This window comes from Ruegeria sp. CDSB114, assembly GCF_059611025.1.
On sequence record NZ_JBXWOT010000011.1, the window covers coordinates 59452 to 76914 of the forward strand.

Sequence of the window (17463 nt, forward strand, 5' to 3'; positions counted from 1 at the left end):
CGGTTTTGCTAGTGGATTGGGGTAGCCATGTCGTTGACGTGGCTTCGCGTTTCTTTCTAGGCCACGGCGTCGTGGGGCACTTCCCACGGAGCGACCCAATCGCCTTCGATCTGCAGCGTGACGCCAGCGTCTTCCTCGATTAGCTTGCAGACGGTCATCTCGCCAGCATCCACGCCATAGCGTTCACCCGCTTCCTTGAACCGGTCGTGGCAGGCATCGGTCAGCTCGGAGCGAGTGCCGGTGGCGTCCATCAGTTCCTTGATCAGCGCCAGATCCTTCAAGCAGAGTTTCAACGGGAAGGACGGATCATAATGGCCTGCAAAGATCGACGGCACATCGTGCTGCATGACAAAGCTGTCGGCCGCGCCGCCTTTCATCACGTCCCACCAGACATCGGGGTCGATCCCGGCCAGCTTGGCGGTCACCATGGCTTCACCAATGGCAGTGGCATGGATCTTCCAAAGCTGGTTGTTGACCAACTTGGCGACGTAACCGTTGCCATATTGACCGACCTTTCGGACTTCGCCCATAGCTTCAATCACCGGGCGGGCCTCTTCGACATGAGCGTCTTCGCCGCCGACGAACATGGGCATGTCACCACGAATGGCTGCGTCCACAGAACCGGTCACCGGCGCATCCACGGGCTTGCCACCCTTGGCGACGAAATCCTTAGTCAATTCGCGCATGAAACCGGGCGACGAGGTGGTCAGATCGATCCAGATCTTGCCGGCGCAGTCCCCGTGGATCAGGCCGTTCTCGCCTTTCAGAACCGCCTCGCAATGCGGAGGGCCAAAGACCATTGAAACGACGCAGTCAACCTGATCGATCATAGCTTTCGGGCTATCGGCCCAAGTTGCACCCATGGCGATGTGATGCTCGGCCGCCTCACGACGCAGATCAAAAACATAGGTTTCAAAACCCGCGCGGATGATGTTCTTGGCAGCGTTACCGCCCATGGTTCCAAGACCGATGAAGCCGACTTTCATGATAGAATCCTTCCTTATGCCGGTAGCTTTCTACGGGTGTGATGTATCATCAGTAAAACAACTTTGACCAATCAATGATATTGGAATATCCAATACTTCATGTATGACATCGATACGAAACTTCTGCGGTCTTTTCTCTCAGTTGCCACTGAACGCAGCTTTTCCAACGCGGCCAGTCGCTTGGGATACTCGCAGGCGACCATGTCGCAACGCATTCGTCAGCTCGAAGGGCTGTTGGGCGTTACATTGTTTGAACGCGGCTATCACAGTGTTGTCCTCACCCCCGGCGGCACCGAGTTGTTGCCCCATGCCCAGCGAGTGGTAGACGAGCACGACAACTTCCTGAACCGGGCTCGCAAAGGGCAGGTGTCAGGCAATGTGCGACTGGGGATTGCCGAGGACTATGTTTTACCGATGTTGGCCAATCTTCTGAAGCGCGTACAGCAAATTTATCCCGGCATCGAGTTGAGCATTGTTACTGGGCTCAGTCGAAACCTGTGCCAGCAGGTTGAAGCCCGCAATCTGGATCTGGCAGTGGTGACACTACCAGAGACCAAACCCGGGGCGCATGTGCTGGCCGAACCTGAGTTGAAATGGGTAGCCGCCCCCGGCTTCCGACATGGAGAGGGAACGCCCTGGCCTATTGCCTTCTTTCCTGAGGGCTGTGCGTTCCGCGCCGCGGCCAAGAAATGTCTTGCTGAGCAAGGCATAGCGTTCCGTGAAGCTTTGGTCAGCCCCAGCGGGCAGGTTATTCAGAGCGCCGCCGCCGCGGAAACCGCTATTACCGTCATGGCATTGGGGACCATTCCTGTTGAGCTGCGCCCGCTTTCCAAGAGTTACCGGCTCCCTAACTTGCCAAGGACTTGCATTCAAATTGTAGAACGCGATATGGGTCTGTCCAGCGCAGCCCTTCAAATCAAGGAACTGGTGATAAGCGCTTTTTGACTTGCCATTCTAACAATCAGTGCTGGCCCTGACGGTGACGTCGCCATGACCCTAAGCTGCGCTGCGACGCTTGACGATCCGACGAACGGCAGTTGTGGGCTGCCTTGAACGGGCTCGACGGCTCACGTTGGGCCGATGCTGCGCTGCCTCGAAGGTCGGCAACGAGCCCATAAACTACTGATGCCGCACCAAGGACAAATGGCTGCATCTCACGCCGATGCTGACATCTCTGAGGAAATATGACCCAAGCCGGTTTTGGATTTTTGCCAGCTCGACTCTTGCTGCCACGATCCGTTGCCGACCTGGGTCTTATCAGTTGCAATTGATGTAGAACTTAACCTCCGTTTGAGTTCGCCAGTGGTGGCTGGGCGAAATCATTGGTTGGCGGTGTCAAATCCTCGGCTCCGGTTCCGGGCATCAATTCGAACCCAAGATCAAACTGGTCCAGAGTCGAAGCCAGTTGCGACACAACATCCCTGTTGCCTTCGGATTGGGCAGTACCGTCCGCCAGCATATCGACAAGCCTGCTCTCGCCGGTCATGACTTTCTCTAAATCCGCCCGGCTCAAACTAATCGACAGGTCTGCATCGGGTGCTGTTCGATCAACGATATGGGTCAGTGTAGCGTTACTCATCTCAACCACGATGTTCGCATCCCGATCCGGGATCGACAGGTTGATCGTGAACTCCATATCCGCCGCCTTTTCGCTGTTGACGCGAATGGCTATGAAATCAAGCCACATTGACGTCTCCATTGCCCGGATCGTGTCAGGGCCTGTGGTTTCGATGGTTGCACCTTGTGGAATACCATTGCGCAGTTCATAAGCGGCCCCAAGGAACGAGTTGCGGACCGAAGGGCTTTCTTTCTGATACCCGATCTGTTCGAACGCATCGGCCAATAGATCCTTGGCTTGCTGGTTTTCAGGTTCTGCATAGACCAGCTTATTCAGAATCTCGGTTGCGTGCAGGTACTGACCGGCGTCGTACAATTCCTGCCCTTTGGTCAGGATCGGCGCAGCGCCGCCCATCATTTCAACAAACAACGGTGCACTGTCCTTTGGCGACAAGGGTGTCAGAGTTGTCGGATTTGCATCCCAGTACCCAAGGTAGCGGTTGATGACAGCGCGGCTGTTATGCTCAACCGAGCCATGATAGCTGCGCGCGGCCCATTGCTGCTGAAGACTTTCCGGCACCTCGTAGACGTTGTGGACTTCATTGATGGTTACACCCTTGTTGGCCAGGTTCAACACGCCGTTGTTGAGGTTGGCATAGGTGTCGCGCTGTGCACGCATGACCTCTTGAATGCGGTCATTGCCGAAGCGGGGCCAGGAATGTGAAGCGAACATCAAATCGGCATCTTGTCCAAATTCATACAGCGCGTCGTTGATATGCTTGGACCAGCTGAGTGCATCGCGCACAAGTGCGCCACGCAGGGTATAGATGTTATGGATCGTACCGGTGATATTCTCCGCAGCCCAAAATGCCTTGAGATCGGGGAAATAGGTGTTCATCTCTGCCGGAGCTTCGGTGCCGGGTGTGTTTTGGAAGATCATGCGCACGCCGTCGATGGTGATCTCTTCGTAGTCATCCGATACATAGCGGGTCGGCTCGATCAGGCCGGTTGTTCCAGCAGAGATATTTTTTCCGATCGACTGATCCACATGGCCATGCGGATCGCGCGGCAGCAGAACGCCGTATTGGAAGAACAGGCGACGGTTCATCACATTACCGGCATAGACATTTTCGGAAACCGCATGTTCCATGAAGCCTTCGGGTGCGATGACTTCGACGCCATTGGCCACGTCTTCGTCGGTGATGACACCACGTACACCGCCATAGTGGTCGGCATGTGAATGTGAATAGACAACCGCCTTGACTGGCAGTTCCCCAACAGTGTCATTCAGCAATTTTAACGCAGCAGCTGCTGTTTCCTTAGATGCCAGCGGATCAAAGATGATCCAGCCGGTATCCCCCCGGATGAATGAAATATTCGACAGATCAAAGCCACGCACCTGATAGATCTTGCCTTCCAGAATCTCGTAAAGACCATAGTTCATGTTCAGGATCGCCTGACGTTGCAGCGATGGGTGGATCGAGTCGAAGTCCTGCCCGTCTTCCAACAGGAAGTCATAGCTGCCGATATCCCATGCAACGGTGCCGTCTTCGGTTTTGATTTGGCGATAATCGGGAACTGCGATCAGACCTTTGCGGCTTTCTTCAAAATCGCGCTGGTCTTCGAACGGAAGAGAGTCGCGCATCTGTTCCTGATATTCGACTGTAAATTTCGATGGCATCTTGCCTTTTGGATCAAAATGCTCCTGTGCGACCCCAGCGCCAGCAGTCAAAATCGAAAGTGCGGTGGAAAGAAAAAGTGTATGTCGGCGTGCCATGTTCATACGGTTCCTGTCGAGGTGAATTCAAATAGCGAAAGCGGCAAGGAAACAGCGACAAAACCACATCACGAGGAAAGATCTGGTCGTTCGCATGGGACGGCAGTTATTTTCAACACAAAAACCGTTTCCTTGACTCTCCGGCACCTGCCTGCGCGGCAAACTGCACGTTCCTGCTAACCTGAGAATTGGATTAAGGAAGTGCGAACATGTTGCAACTTGTGCTCATTCCCATATATCAAGGTGGCCGTAGTGATCTGAGTCTTTGATTTGTGGAGACTTTTTACAGACTGGGATTCTTAGGGTGGACTTGTCGGAAAATGAAATTCGGGCGCAGTTGCATCGCCTTTTGACGCATCACGATTTCACCGCCACCCCCCAACGCCGCGCTTTTCTTTCTTATATCGTGGATGAGTATCTGGCCGGACGCGCGGGTCAAATTAAAGGTGTGTCCATCGCCATGTCCGTTTTCGGACGGGATGAAACCTTCGATCAGCAGGTTGATCCGATTGTTCGGCTTGAAGCGCGGCGCCTGCGTCAAGATATTGACGGCTATTATGCTGGACCTGGCCGATCAGATCCTGTTCGATTGACCATTCCCAAGGGGGGCTATGCACCGCGGTTTGAGAGCGTTGCGCCCTCAGCAGAACCAGCACCAGAACCGCCTGCGACTCCTCTTGATTATGGCCTCAGTTCCCGACGCGTTCTCAGCGTCGGATTGGCTGTTTTAGGGGCTTTGGTATTTTGCGCCTCGATCTGGGTTTCTTTTTTGGGATCATCCACAAGAACGCCTCAGCTCTCGGTTCAATCGTTGCCGCAGGGTCCTGTGGTCGTAGTGCTGCCATTTAACACTCTGGGTGAAGGGCCGAGTTATTTTGCCGACGGCATTACACAGCAACTGACCAGCGAGTTGGTCCGGTTCCGCGATATTTGGGTTCTCCCTTTGGGCAGCGTCCAGCGATTTTTACAAGGCGGAACAGATTCACAAGCTTTGCGTACGGAGTTCGACGCGGATTTCGCGCTGGAAGGCAGCGTCATGGACAAGGGCAACACGATACTGCTGTCTGCCCGTCTCATAGACCTCAAGAGTCAGCGATACGTCTGGGTTCACGAATACGAAGTGGGGAGCTCACCCAGCGACATCTATGCCGCGCAAGATATGGTCATACAGGATGTGATCGGAAAGCTCGCAGGTAAGTACGGTGTACTAACACAAGATGCGATGAAGACGGCTGCCCGAACTCCACCTAGCAACCGCGATGCCTACGACTGTGTGCTGAGCTATTACAGCTATCAGGTGACAATTGATCTTGACCGGCATCACGCGATCAAGGCCTGCATTCTGAGGGCGCTTGAAGAAAACTCCGATTACGCCGAAGCATGGGCGGTTTTGTCCAACCTTTATCTACAGCAGATCCGATTTGGTCTTGGGGGAGACCGCCAGGAGCTTCTTACCGCCGCAGATGAGGCGGCGCATCGGGCTGTGGAGATTGATCCAAATTTGGCTGCAGGGCATTTGATGCTGGCCAACATGCGCTTTGTTCTTGGCGACATTCAAGGGTTTCGCCAAGCTGGCCAGGTCGCGATTGGCTTGAGCCCAAATGATAGCGCAGTATTGGCACATTACGGAATGAGATTGGCCTTCAGTGGCGAATGGGACGAAGGGCTGACCTTCGTGGAACGAGCCATCGCCCTGAACCCGGTACATCCGCACTGGTATCGTTTTCCGAGTGTTTTTTATGAGTTCGATCAGGGAAACCACCAACAGGCCCTGACGCTTCTAGATCAAATCGACATGCCGAACTTCTTCTGGACTCACCTGTGGAGCGCGGCCTTGAACGGTGAGTTGGGGCATCAACAAGCGGCCCAAGCATCACTGAACGAATTGCAGTCACTGCAGCCAGATTTTGCGTCAGAGGCGCCCGAAATTTTGTCAATCTGGCAATTGGATGAATCGTTTCAGAGGAATCTGATGAATAGTCTTCGCAAAGCAGGCCTGGAAACTGAAGACATTTGATTGAGCGAAATTTTCAAAGTCCGGAATTCTGAATGTCGCTGCCGTTGGTTCGAACACGGCGAAAGGTAACTTTGTCCCGCTGTACAGTCGTCCTGATAACTGAAATGCTGCGCGCCGCACCAACGGCAGCTATGACGGGCCGCACCGCAGCATAGCAGAAAGTGAGTGAAGGTTCGGAATGGGCCGCAGCGCGACAGTCAGGGTTTGTCTGAAAAAGTGAAATTGTACAGCCTGTCGATGACCGCTCTATAGCCCAAAACGGAACCCTTTTTTCTCGATGTTTTCACTTTAAGTTCTATTGTTCTCGATGCCCGCACAGGCTCCTCCGCCGTATCTTAGAACCGCTGACTCCCACGACCCTCAAGCCGAGTGATTAGACGTTTTGCTCAGATAATCCCTGGTTACAGGTACAACCATCTGACCTCGGCTTAACTGAAACTGAAATACAACCAAGCCCTGTTCCGAAAAGGCCATCTCGGATACGATCAGATAGTATCGCCACATTCGCAGAAACCGATCATCGTAGAGGTCGCGGATCGATTCCAGATTGGCCTCGAACTTTTCCTGCCAACATTGAAGCGTTCGCGCGTAGTGGCCGCGCCAGACTTCAACATCTGTGGTCACCAAGTCCTGCTTTTCAATCTCCTTCATGGCTTCGGACATTGATGGTGCATATCCGCCGGGAAAAATGTATTTGTGAATCCATGGTGACGTTCGACCGGGTGGGGTGGATCGACCGATTGTATGCACCAATGCGACGCCATCCGGTTTCAGATTCTCACGCAGCTTGCGAAAGAAAGTTGGATATTGGGGCCGACCAACGTGCTCCATCATTCCGACCACAACGATACGATCAAATTCTTCGTTGACGTCCCGATAGTCGATCAGGCGGAATTCGACCATATTCCCGACACCTGCCGCTTCGGCTCTTCTTTTTGCATATTCCAACTGCACTTTGGACAAGGTCACACCAACCACCTTCGCTCCATAGTCTCGCGCCAAGGTAATTGACATGCCGCCCCAACCACAGCCGATATCCATCACTGTCATTCCTGGTTCGATTAAGAGCTTCTTGGCTATGTGCACCTTCTTTGCTACCTGGGCCTCTTCGATGCTTTGCCCCGGGTCTGAGAAAAAGGCGCAGGTATATTGAAGGTCCTGGTCGAGAAAAAGTTCATAGAGATCAGCGGAAAGGTCATAATGATGTTCGACATTTCTGCGCGCGATATGAACGGGATTATACTGTGCGATACGTCTAAGTGACTTGCGCAGCCCTGTAACCGACGTGCCGTAACGCCCACCACCATAGTTGTTTGCATTGCGCACAATTAGCGAAACAAAGCCGCGTAAATCGTTTTGCGAAATTGTTAGAGTCTCATCCATATAGGCTTCGCCCAAGGCGAGATCGCCGTTCATTACCAATTTGCGCGGAAGCGCTTTGTCGTGGAGGGTTATGGCTGAACTGGGTCCTTTTCCGCGGCCATAGGTGCTACAACGCCCATCCGGCCAAGTCACCGCAAGCTCACCTTCCTGGATGATCTTGGTCAAAAGGCGGTCAAGCAACGACACCCACAATGTGACATCCTCCAATGCTCCCAAGATTAGACTACACTCCATGGCGATGGCACAAGTTGAAGGAGCATATTATGTCCGCTTAGCCCGCAGAGCAGTCGGTCATGCGCGTAGATCATGCCACATTGATTAGGTATGTTCCCAAATACTCGCCGATGATCGCCGCGCGAGCATAATCGAAAAAGCGCCCTGCGCTGAATTCCTGCCGCATGGACTAAACATATCTGTGTGTTCCGCGCATGTGTGTGTTCGGATCCTTCGCATCCGCACCCGCTAAGCCGGATGGCATCGAAGTCGTCCATATGATCTGAATGAAGCAGTTCTCTAGCGCTACAACTTCGGGCTTTCGGTTGTTTGCTGTGATCGCTGGACAAATGTGTCCAGCATGTCGCTAACTCTGGCCGTTTTAAAAGTTTGCAAACAACCGTTCAGCACCCGAAAGAGCGACGATTGCAGATAGTTTTCGAATGAGAGGCCTGTTTTCGCTTGTTTTTATTGAGTACTCTAAGTGCGACGAAAATTTCATAAGAAAATTCGCCTTGAAGCTGCTTTCAATCAGTCCAACATGCAGAAAAATCTGCAACGATGTTTGAATTCATCGGGCCCAATTCTGATTCTGATGAATTCACGCAACAGGAACCGCCCATGATGTCTGACCCAACAGAGTTTGCAGGAATGGCGGCACTCTCGACCAGCGAGGCACCGTCGCTCTCCTTGAATAATCAAAAAATTGCTTCCGGAACGCCATGTCGCGAGGGTATTACGCGCCGCGGCGACGGCTCACGAAAACGCTCCAACAATAGGATTGGAAACAAAATGCCATCAGGCCGTTGCTGACTTGATTAACGCGATCATAGTCACCAAAAACACGGTTCGATGTTTGTGACACCGCGCGGTAGTGGTTTGGCTCCCGACCTTTGAAGTGGACCCGAAAAAGAAATCGCCACCGCTCCCGCCCGAATGAAACTCACTCGATCAGCACGCCTCCGTCCAGTGCTGTTCTGCTCGGCAAACCTTAAAAAGGAGTGCTTCGAGGCCATTCACTCGACGTCGCCTTTTCGACGAAGACGAAAAGACCATGGACCAGTCGGTCTTTTTCGACGCTGCAGACCATCATCCAATCCTTGTCTCAGGGAGTTCCCGACATGTCCGCCAAAGACGTCAAATTCAGTGCTGATGCGCGCAACCGAATCCTAACAGGGATCAACATGCTGGCGAACACCGTCAGGATAACTCTTGGTCCCAAAGGTCGTAACGTCATTTTGGACAGATCCCACGGTGCCCCGCGTATCACCAAGGATGGCGTTACTGTTGCCAAAGAATTCGAGCTTCCGGATCACTTTGAAAACATGGGAGCCCAGATGGTGAAGGAAGTCGCGTCCCGCACCAACGAAGAGGCTGGCGATGGCACAACCACTGCTACCGTTCTGGCTCAGGCAATCGTCAAGGAAGGGATGAAGGCCGTTTCCGCTGGCATGAATCCGATGGATCTGAAGCGAGGTATTGAACAAGCCGTCCGGGTCGTCGTCGCAAAGATCAAGGACCTGTCCCGACCGGTTGGCGACAGTGCTGAAATTGCGAAGGTAGGGGCTATTTCCGCCAACGGAGATGTAGCGATTGGCCGTCAGATCGCCCATGCGATGGCTGCGGTCGGCATTGAAGGCGTAATTACGGTTGAAGAGAGCAAGGGATTGGAGACCGAAACCGAAGTGGTCGAAGGTATGAATTTCGATCGCGGTTACCTTAGCCCATATTTCATAACAAATGTGGTCAAGATGTGCGTAGAGCTGGAAGACTGCGTTATCCTGTTCCACGAGAGCAAGTTGTCGTCTCTTGCCGACATGGTGCCGTTGCTCGAAGCAGTCATGGAAGCCGAAAAGCAGCTTCTGGTTCTTGCCGAGGACGTGGAGGGCGATGCGCTGGCCATGCTTGTGGTCAACAAGCTTCGAGGCGGATTGAAAGTAGCCGCCGTGAAGGCGCCTGGGTTTGGGGATAGCCGCAGGGAGATGCTGGAGGATCTCGCGATCCTGACGGGTGGCCAAGTGATCTCGACCGATTTGGGGACCAAGCTTGAAACCGTCACGCTGGGCATGCTCGGTGCCGCAAAAAAAGTCGTCATCTCCAAGGACGATACGACCGTCATTGATGGCGCGGGCGACAAATCAGCAATCTCTTCACGGGTCGCCCGGATTCGCTCCCAAATCGAAGATACGACGTCCGACTACGAACGGGAAAAGCTGCAGAATCGTCTTGCTAAACTGGCAGGCGGGGTCGCCATCATCCGGGTCGGAGGGGCCACGGAGATTGAGGTAACGGAACGCAAAGACCGGGTTGACGACGCGTTGAACGCCACTCGCGCAGCGGTTCAGGAAGGTGTTGTTCCAGGCGGTGGTGTTGCGCTGCTCCATTCAGACAAAGCGCTTGCGACCCTTAAAGGTGCCAACTCCGACCAGGATGCCGGCATCAGGATCGTCCGGCGATCAATCCAGGCACCGCTGCGCCAGATTGTCGAAAATGCCGGCGTGGACGGATCGGTCGTCGCGGCAAAGATCATCGAAAGCGAAAACCCATCCTTCGGGTTCGACGCTCAAACGGAAACTTATGTCGACATGTTGAAAGCGGGGATCATTGACCCCACCAAAGTTGTCCGGGTTGCTCTGGAAGATGCGGCGTCGATTGCAAGCCTTCTGATCACAACCGAGGCGATGGTCGCACAAAAACCCTACAGGTCTGGAACTGCATCAGATTTGGGATCCTTGAGGGCGTGACGCAGGTCTTTTGACCCAACTACGGGACCACCACAATGCAGTCGGTTGGTCTGTGACATGCAAACGTATTGAGAGAATCCAACCTGAAAGGAACTCAGATGTCAAAAGGTGACAAGAGGCGCGGCAACCGCGAAGTTAAAAAACCAAAGAAAGCAAAGGAAAAAATCGTGGCGACGGCCGATTTCTCAAAGGGTCAGAAGCCGGTCAAGATAGGGAGCAAGAAAAAGTAATTTCCATTGTCGCAAGACGAAGATTGCAACCAAGGCGGTGCGTGCAGGATTCCCGTCGTCAGGAAGGGATGGAGACATGGGCAATAGCCGCAACTCCGGCCCATGGTGTCCGAAGGCCATTGGAGCGCCGCTTTGGCATGCTTCGCAATTTGGTTTCTGAAGTTTCTGATCTATACCCGGATTGATTCATAACTCACTATAACGATGCGTTAGGATTCCTCCCAGAGCGCGAGGCTTGTGAAGCGCAAGCTATCGCGGAGAGTGTTGCGCCGGGTGTTGGCAAGGACGTCATGACCTCGAAGGACCTCGAGAAGACGATAGAACGGGATACGGCTGGCCAGATTATGATCATGGTGAACTCAGACTTTCCCGGTGATCTAGCTCAGCATTCCGGGCAGTGCTTAGTTTGAACTACCTTCAAGCGCCGCATTCTGAACGTTCCAATCATGCTCCCGCTGCCAACTGGTTTTTTCGAACTGGTGTTGCATGTGAAAGAACCACATGCCGGCAATTGCAGCGAGGAGCATCGTCGGTAGAAACACGAACAACAGGACGTCCAAGTACCCGGCCGCGTGATCTAAGATCGGCGCGAAAAGTTACCGCTGATAATAATCTCGTTGATCAATTTGGCGACTGCCGAATGGGTTTCTAGCTCTAATTCCGAACCATTGGCACACTCGTGGGTCACGGCAGCATCGCGCAAAACCCCGACGATCTCACGTTCCTGAAGAAGATTGAGATCGTTCAAGGCAAGTAGAAGAGCCTCGCAGATCGAGAGTGCAGCCATGCCTGCGGGATCTTGGTGGTCTGACATTGGGGTCATTCCTTTTAAAGTCATTGGATTCGTGACCAGGCGAGGTGGTGATGGTTTTTCTATTGTCACATGAGTTTTGGTATTTTGGACTGATCGAAAGTAGCCTCAATACCAAATTCTTCGTAGAGTCTTTGCAGGCTCGGGGAAATCCAACGATGAACACCAACACCAGCCCGCTAACACAGAAACTCTCGGCATTTGTTGCCTTGGCAGAGGCGGAACTGGCCGTTTTGGAACAATTGCACCAGCGGAGGAGAACCTTTGAGGCTGGCCGAGATCTTGTTCATCAGGGACAATCGGAACAGGCTGCCTATATCCTCGCCGCTGGCTGGGTTGTTTCATATAAGATTCAGCCTGACGGATCACGCCAAATCGTCGATTTCCAGATTCCAGGGGATTTCCTTGGGCTGCGCAGCGTTTTGTTGCACACGTCAGACCATGGCATTGAGCCGATTGTTGATATCGAAGCCGCCGAGGTTCTGGTGAGTGATCTTTTGCAAACCTTCGCAGAGACACCTCGGCTGGCCACTGCAATTTTATGGGCCGTGTCACGCGACGAAGCGATGGTTGTCGAACATCTTGTCGGGCTTGGACGGCGTGATGCGGATGCGCGCATGGCACATTTCCTACTGGAACTAGGAGTCAGGCTGTCGCTTGTAGGGATGGGCAGCAAGAAAGGCTATGCCTGCCCGCTCACACAGTACCATCTTGCCGATGCACTGGGATTGAGCGCCATTCACGTCAACCGCGTCCTGCGCAAACTCAGGGAGGACGAGTTGGTTACATTTCGGGATGGGTTTGTGACGTTCAATAACTATGAGGGTCTGGTTAAACTGGCGGATTTCGATCCAGCGTATCTGGATCAGAAGCGGCCACTTCTGGCCTGATTGGGTCCCACAATCTGGTTTTGGACGATCCTGCTTACATCTCCAACGGGTGACGTTACATCAGCGCCCGACTGGCTTCCTTGAGTTTCTTGTGAGCCTCTTCGTCATTTTCGGCTTCATGGGCGCTTTCAGCGGCCTGATAGTGTTTCAATGCCGTCGCCTTTTTGGGGCCTTCAGGCGCTTGGTCCCAGGCGGCCTTGACGGAGGCCATGTGTTTGACGGTGTGGTTTTCCTGACTCTGGTCTTCATCATTCATTGGAATGTCCTTTCCTGGACGGTCCGAGAACAAGAAGCACGAGACTCATACAGCTCTTTTGGGGAACTCCATGTTCCCCGCGCCCCTCAGATACTCAAAAAAAATGCCAACCAAATACACAGCGGACACATGTTACCTAACGGGTTTCGGAGCGCCTTCGTACTGACGCAGGTTAGCCCGCTTGAGCCAGATAAAAGATCCGCGCAAGTATCAGAGCGCCCATGAGTGAAATTAGCATCCAATAGATCGGGATCCGGGGGCCGGTATATTTTATTGTCTCAGGCAATTTCGAAACGCGATGCGACACGCGCTTAGGTAACAAGGCCACCAACTTTGTCGCCACACTGCCGCTCGCATGATCAAGCGTGGGTACATCCCTGACTGTTGAAAGATGTGCTTTCAGCCGGGCATGCGCTGCATCGCGGCCCAGAAGTGCAAGCTCACGAGCCTCGGTCCAAGGCTCGAGCCCGAGACGCGCAAGGGCTGACAAAACCGTGACTGTTGCACCGGTTTTGTCTTCACCCACTTCTGCAAGCAGGAAAGGGTCGTAGTCGGAGCCATCCGGGCGAAGAACATCTGATACAGACATGATTTTTCCTTTCGGACTAGGGGAGCGGCGCTCGACAAAAATCGTTGGGACAAAGATACCGACCAACGCGTTGGATACCGCATTCAATATTGCTTGATTGCTGCAAGGCGCACAGACTTGCATCTACCTGAATGCGCCACCTTCAAGCCCCGGTTGTTGGGGGTGAGGCTGTTGCTCACATCCTGACAGTAAAGAACCTGATGGGTGCTAACTTCGATCAGCATAAAGCCCATGGGTTGGGAATAATATAGCCCTAAGTGCTGTGACTTGACGGGGCATCTGGACTGTTGCGGCCGACCATGGTCGGTACCGGAAATCCAGCGATCAATTCAACGGAGGTATGGGATGCTCACGCGTTCGATCAGGTCAAAGGTGACGTTCACCAATGCCTTCAGGTTGGGAAACAGCGACATCGTGTTTCCGGCTGGCGCGTATGAAATTCTCTTCGAGGAGGAGTTGCTGCAGGGCCTCAGCTTTGAGGCTTACCGACGCACTGCGACCTACTTAATGGTCAGGGGTCGAGGGAGTCATGTCGGTCAAACAACGATGCACATGACAACACAAAAGGATCTGGAGCACGCCATTGCCTGCGACTAGGCCCGTTGTGAAACAATTCAACATAGCGAAGCGGCGCTTTCTCCGCTGGAGGACTTGATATGACCAATCCTGAATGGCTGAAACCCGGTATGTATGGCGCACTGCTCGGCGCGGTGTTTGTCGGCGTCGTTGGATTCTCTTGGGGAGGCTGGATGACCGGCGGAAGCGCGAACAAGTTGGCAAGCGAAATGGCACGGGACCAGGTGATCGCGGCGCTCGTGCCAATTTGCCACGACATGTCCCGCACGGATAATCAGCGTTTAGCAAAGCTCGCGACGATCCAGGCTGCCACGTCGTACAAGCGACGCGACGCCGTGATGGATGCGGGTTGGGCGACCATGCCTGGTTCCGATTCCCCGAACCGCGATCTCGCCAAAGCGTGCATTGAAGGACTGAACCTTGATGCATCTTAGTATGATTGCGTTAATGCCGCCCTCATCAATTTACACTGGTTTGCTACGGTCAGTGGGATGCTTAGATTGCAACTGGAAAGTGACCATGGAACCTGTTCGACCCTTGATGTTAGAAAGCGGGATACCGATGCAAGCAGTCTGAAATTTCCCTCAGGTACAATCTATCGCAGCGCAACAAGCGATCACACCGGCTCAGCCAAACCAACCGGGCCCGTCAGGTCCGAAATGAAAATAGGCATGAACTACAGCGCTCTTATTGGGGAAACAAACGCGCCGGATGTCGCGAGAATTCGATTATGCAAGGAAAACTTGCCAAAACTAACGGGGATAGCGAAGCCTGCCTAAATTTGAAGTTGTTGTAACTTCTCAAATAGCGCTCCTTGGTCCGATACCGAGCCTCGTGTGCTGATTTGCTTGGCAACGCGCCGTAGTAAATCGGCACTTCAAACCCCATATACTGATAGGCTACGTGCGAATTTTCGGGTCTGACCGACGCACCGAGGTCTCAGTGGAAAATCCGAAATCGATTGGGATCAAGTCTTTCAATGACCTGGCTATTAGGTCTGCCGTCCTGCTGAACCGTCGAATAAGGAAACCGACAATCAGGGCGGCAAAGGCCGGTTCAGCCAATCTCGAAAAATCCCGAGAGTCGCGCCGGAGCGGGCTGACGAGCCCTACCTGGCCCTTAATCGAAAGGACCACCGCAATGGATGACCAATTCAGCAAGACCATCGCAGTTTTCGACGGGCCATTCACAGTGCCCGGTTTCGCAGAAACGCTCCCCGCCGGCGAGTATGAAATCGAGACCGAACTCGCCTCGCCTCCGGATCACCAAAACCCGGAAGCTTGGAAGGCTTCGGTTGTTGTCCACCTGCATCCACGCTTTTCCCATCCGGGATTAACCCGGAGCCTAACCGTTTCATTGATTGATCTCGACAATGCCCGCGCGAAGGACAAGCTTTCAGGAAGAGAGCTGTCTGATGTTTTTCTGGAAGAAATGCTGGCAGACCCAATGGTGCAGCTTGTGATGCAGGCCGACGGGGTATCCGAGGCCCAATTGCGCCATCTTTACTCGGGATCGCGGACAACACGGGAGAATATCGATCTCGTTGACCAAAGTTCCAAAGACGATACCCCGCAAGTTTTTTCGCAGGACAGCTCTGAAATTCAGAACGCCGAAAATGAAGGGATGCCATGCCAACAGTCCACTTCGCCTATGCCCGAATGAGGTTGAAGAAGCGAATGCCTGAATCAACGATACGCGAGGAACTGATGCAAAAGAAGAAGGAATTCATCGTCTCGGAACCGCCAAAGCGTGCGCTTGCAGATGCGCCCAAGGAACGGTTCTGCTTGCGCTGCAAATCCTCTTTCTGGAGCGAAGGTTTTGGCGAGCGCATCTGTTCCCGCTGCAAGGGCACCTCAGCTTGGCGCGCGGCTGTGCCGGAAGGCGTCGGTCAAGGTCGCCGCCGCTCTGGCGGCCGGTCGTGATAGATCCCTTGATTGTTTTCAGGGCTGCCTGGCGTCGTTGTCCGAGATAATGCGAAAGCCCCCTTCGTCCGCGGTGCTTACCTATCACAACGCACGGATCTCGCCCGCGCAGCGAATGGCCGGTTTGATGAAGCTGCGTTGCGGCGTGGCCTGACCCGATGAATGGCAGCTTTGGGCCGCCCTTGTAGGTGCGGATAGCTTTCCCCGAGCCAGATACTACGGTGCATCTGATGTCTGGAAAGAGCCCAGAGTCACCGATACTGCAACTTGCACGGATAGCAGCTATCGACCTTGCTCATCGCTGAAATACGTTTCCGAGAAATGATATTTCGTTCGTATATAGTGCCGTGCCAAAGCCCGCATGATTTCAGCAGCAACAGATAACCTGCGCGATTCCGAGGACTTATCTGCATCGGACTTAAATTTCTTTGAGGCGTGGCCGGCTGCAACACGGCAATTGTAACAATAATCCTCGATCTCGAGTTCTTTTCTATCGGAATGAAACTGTTCCAGAGTGCGCTCATGGACATCGGCACAAGCATCGGCGAAGACGCGCTTGATCCAAGTCTTTGCCTTCCGAGCATCGCGCCTCATTTCAAAGACTTTGAAGAAACTCAGCACTTCCTGTGATGCGATTTCAGCCTCTGCAGCATTCAATCCCTCCCGGTAGTAGGAAAGGCAATTTAGCAACGCGTCATCTACCGGCATTGTGCGATAGAACATCCAATCGATCATTGTGGAGGATGCTATGTCACGCCTTGGCACGGGTACCGGTGCAGGGTTACCTGACCACCCATGCCGCAGGATAGCGTGACGATCGTCACACCAAGAAAGAACACTCAAAAAACGGTTGAGAAGTGTTCTGGCGTCTTCTGCGTTGATACGCTCGCCCTGCAGGTCAATGCTGATCGAATGCGAACTCTCCTTCGTTTTTGGGAAAAGCACGAAATGATGGGCGCCAAACTCGACTCGCGTCGGCTCCTTTGGCCAGGTGACGGTCGTATCCACACCAAGGTTGATAAACCTTGACCCTCTGCGCGCACCAAGGCGCTCGTGGAGTGCGTTGCGTTCCTCCTCGGTTTCATATTCGCGCCAATCTGTCTTCAATGGCAGTTTCAAATGCCGTGAAAGGTCAATGTCACGCTTTAGCTTACGAAAGAACTCTCGGTCGAGGACGAGTTGAAGGGAGTTGGTCGACAAAGGTCGATCATGATCAAATTCCATTTCCGCTCCTGCTACTGATAAAGTCAGAGCGTGTTTCGAAACGTAGGAAGAAGTCTTCCGTTGGCCGCTATCCTCGAAAAGCAGCTTTGCTTGGTACTCATCATTTCCAGGTATTCTGGCTATCGAAAGCGTGAGCGACACTAGCGCATGGCAAGCGTGATCTTCGCCAAGCAGAATAGCCATTGCCTCGCCAAGAGAAGCTGCCTCTCTAAACGATGCTGAGAAACCACCGACAGGTCGAAGGTCGGCCATTATAAGTGCGACATGCCCAGCCCACCCACTTTGCGT

General features: G+C 53.4%; 16 protein-coding genes. 9 read left to right on the forward strand and 7 right to left on the reverse strand.

Features of this window, described 5'->3' with window-relative positions; translation table 11 throughout:
* Window positions 1-56: 56 nt before the first annotated feature.
* Complete coding sequence (locus AC2FIP_RS18090; protein ID WP_496787567.1) at window positions 57-986, reverse strand: NAD(P)-dependent oxidoreductase; 930 nt, start codon at window positions 984-986, stop codon at window positions 57-59.
* A 99-nt stretch (window positions 987-1085) separates the two neighbouring features.
* Between AC2FIP_RS18090 and AC2FIP_RS18095 the strand changes: the two genes are divergently transcribed.
* Window positions 1086-1931, forward strand: a complete 846-nt coding sequence (locus AC2FIP_RS18095) for a LysR family transcriptional regulator (RefSeq protein WP_496749358.1) — start codon at window positions 1086-1088, stop codon at window positions 1929-1931.
* Between the two features lie 334 nt (window positions 1932-2265).
* Here the strand turns inward: AC2FIP_RS18095 and AC2FIP_RS18100 are convergent, their stop codons facing one another.
* A complete protein-coding gene (locus tag AC2FIP_RS18100; RefSeq protein ID WP_496749357.1) occupies window positions 2266-4320 on the reverse strand; it encodes an alkyl/aryl-sulfatase in 2055 nt (684 codons plus the stop codon).
* A gap of 304 nt (window positions 4321-4624) precedes the next feature.
* Here AC2FIP_RS18100 and AC2FIP_RS18105 point away from each other — a divergent pair, with 304 nt between their 5' ends.
* Complete coding sequence (locus tag AC2FIP_RS18105; protein WP_496787570.1) at window positions 4625-6337, forward strand: tetratricopeptide repeat protein; 1713 nt, start codon at window positions 4625-4627, stop codon at window positions 6335-6337.
* Between the two features lie 360 nt (window positions 6338-6697).
* Here the strand turns inward: AC2FIP_RS18105 and AC2FIP_RS18110 are convergent, their stop codons facing one another.
* Complete coding sequence (locus AC2FIP_RS18110) at window positions 6698-7906, reverse strand: class I SAM-dependent methyltransferase (protein WP_496749355.1); 1209 nt, start codon at window positions 7904-7906, stop codon at window positions 6698-6700.
* A 1148-nt stretch (window positions 7907-9054) separates the two neighbouring features.
* On the opposite strand from AC2FIP_RS18110, the gene groL reads away from it, so the two are divergent.
* Entirely contained in the window at window positions 9055-10677 is a 1623-nt protein-coding gene (groL, locus tag AC2FIP_RS18115) for a chaperonin GroEL (protein WP_496787572.1), read from the forward strand.
* A 98-nt stretch (window positions 10678-10775) separates the two neighbouring features.
* Window positions 10776-10907 (forward strand): hypothetical protein, encoded by a 132-nt coding sequence (locus AC2FIP_RS18120; protein ID WP_268952749.1) that lies wholly within the window; start codon window positions 10776-10778, stop codon window positions 10905-10907.
* 577 nt (window positions 10908-11484) lie between these two features.
* On the opposite strand, the gene AC2FIP_RS18125 is transcribed toward AC2FIP_RS18120, so the two are convergent.
* Complete coding sequence (locus AC2FIP_RS18125; RefSeq protein ID WP_496690094.1) at window positions 11485-11721, reverse strand: hypothetical protein; 237 nt, start codon at window positions 11719-11721, stop codon at window positions 11485-11487.
* A gap of 155 nt (window positions 11722-11876) precedes the next feature.
* Between AC2FIP_RS18125 and AC2FIP_RS18130 the strand changes: the two genes are divergently transcribed.
* The gene (locus tag AC2FIP_RS18130; RefSeq protein ID WP_496690095.1) at window positions 11877-12608 is read left to right on the forward strand and encodes a Crp/Fnr family transcriptional regulator; all 732 of its coding nucleotides are present in this window, start codon (window positions 11877-11879) and stop codon (window positions 12606-12608) included.
* A gap of 55 nt (window positions 12609-12663) precedes the next feature.
* Here the strand turns inward: AC2FIP_RS18130 and AC2FIP_RS18135 are convergent, their stop codons facing one another.
* Both AC2FIP_RS18135 and AC2FIP_RS18140 read right to left on the reverse strand, forming a co-directional pair.
* On the reverse strand, window positions 12664-12864 hold the full coding sequence (locus AC2FIP_RS18135) for a hypothetical protein (protein ID WP_496690096.1): 201 nt from the start codon (window positions 12862-12864) through the stop codon (window positions 12664-12666).
* A 172-nt stretch (window positions 12865-13036) separates the two neighbouring features.
* Window positions 13037-13453, reverse strand: coding sequence for a hypothetical protein (locus tag AC2FIP_RS18140; RefSeq protein ID WP_496690097.1), 417 nt, complete (start codon window positions 13451-13453; stop codon window positions 13037-13039).
* A 345-nt stretch (window positions 13454-13798) separates the two neighbouring features.
* On the opposite strand from AC2FIP_RS18140, the gene AC2FIP_RS18145 reads away from it, so the two are divergent.
* The 4 genes from AC2FIP_RS18145 (at window position 13799) to AC2FIP_RS18160 (ending at window position 15951) form a co-directional block, all read left to right on the forward strand.
* Window positions 13799-14050, forward strand: a complete 252-nt coding sequence (locus AC2FIP_RS18145) for a hypothetical protein (protein WP_496690098.1) — start codon at window positions 13799-13801, stop codon at window positions 14048-14050.
* 59 nt (window positions 14051-14109) lie between these two features.
* Window positions 14110-14463 (forward strand): hypothetical protein, encoded by a 354-nt coding sequence (locus tag AC2FIP_RS18150; protein ID WP_176865328.1) that lies wholly within the window; start codon window positions 14110-14112, stop codon window positions 14461-14463.
* Window positions 14464-14971: 508 nt separating this feature from the next.
* On the forward strand, window positions 14972-15691 hold the full coding sequence (locus tag AC2FIP_RS18155) for a hypothetical protein (protein ID WP_496690099.1): 720 nt from the start codon (window positions 14972-14974) through the stop codon (window positions 15689-15691).
* A 14-nt stretch (window positions 15692-15705) separates the two neighbouring features.
* A complete protein-coding gene (locus tag AC2FIP_RS18160; RefSeq protein ID WP_496690100.1) occupies window positions 15706-15951 on the forward strand; it encodes a hypothetical protein in 246 nt (81 codons plus the stop codon).
* Between the two features lie 282 nt (window positions 15952-16233).
* Here the strand turns inward: AC2FIP_RS18160 and mauJ are convergent, their stop codons facing one another.
* Window positions 16234-17427: a methylamine utilization protein MauJ gene (gene mauJ, locus AC2FIP_RS18165; RefSeq protein WP_496787575.1), complete on the reverse strand. Its 1194-nt coding sequence runs from the start codon at window positions 17425-17427 to the stop codon at window positions 16234-16236.
* Window positions 17428-17463 lie beyond the last annotated feature (36 nt).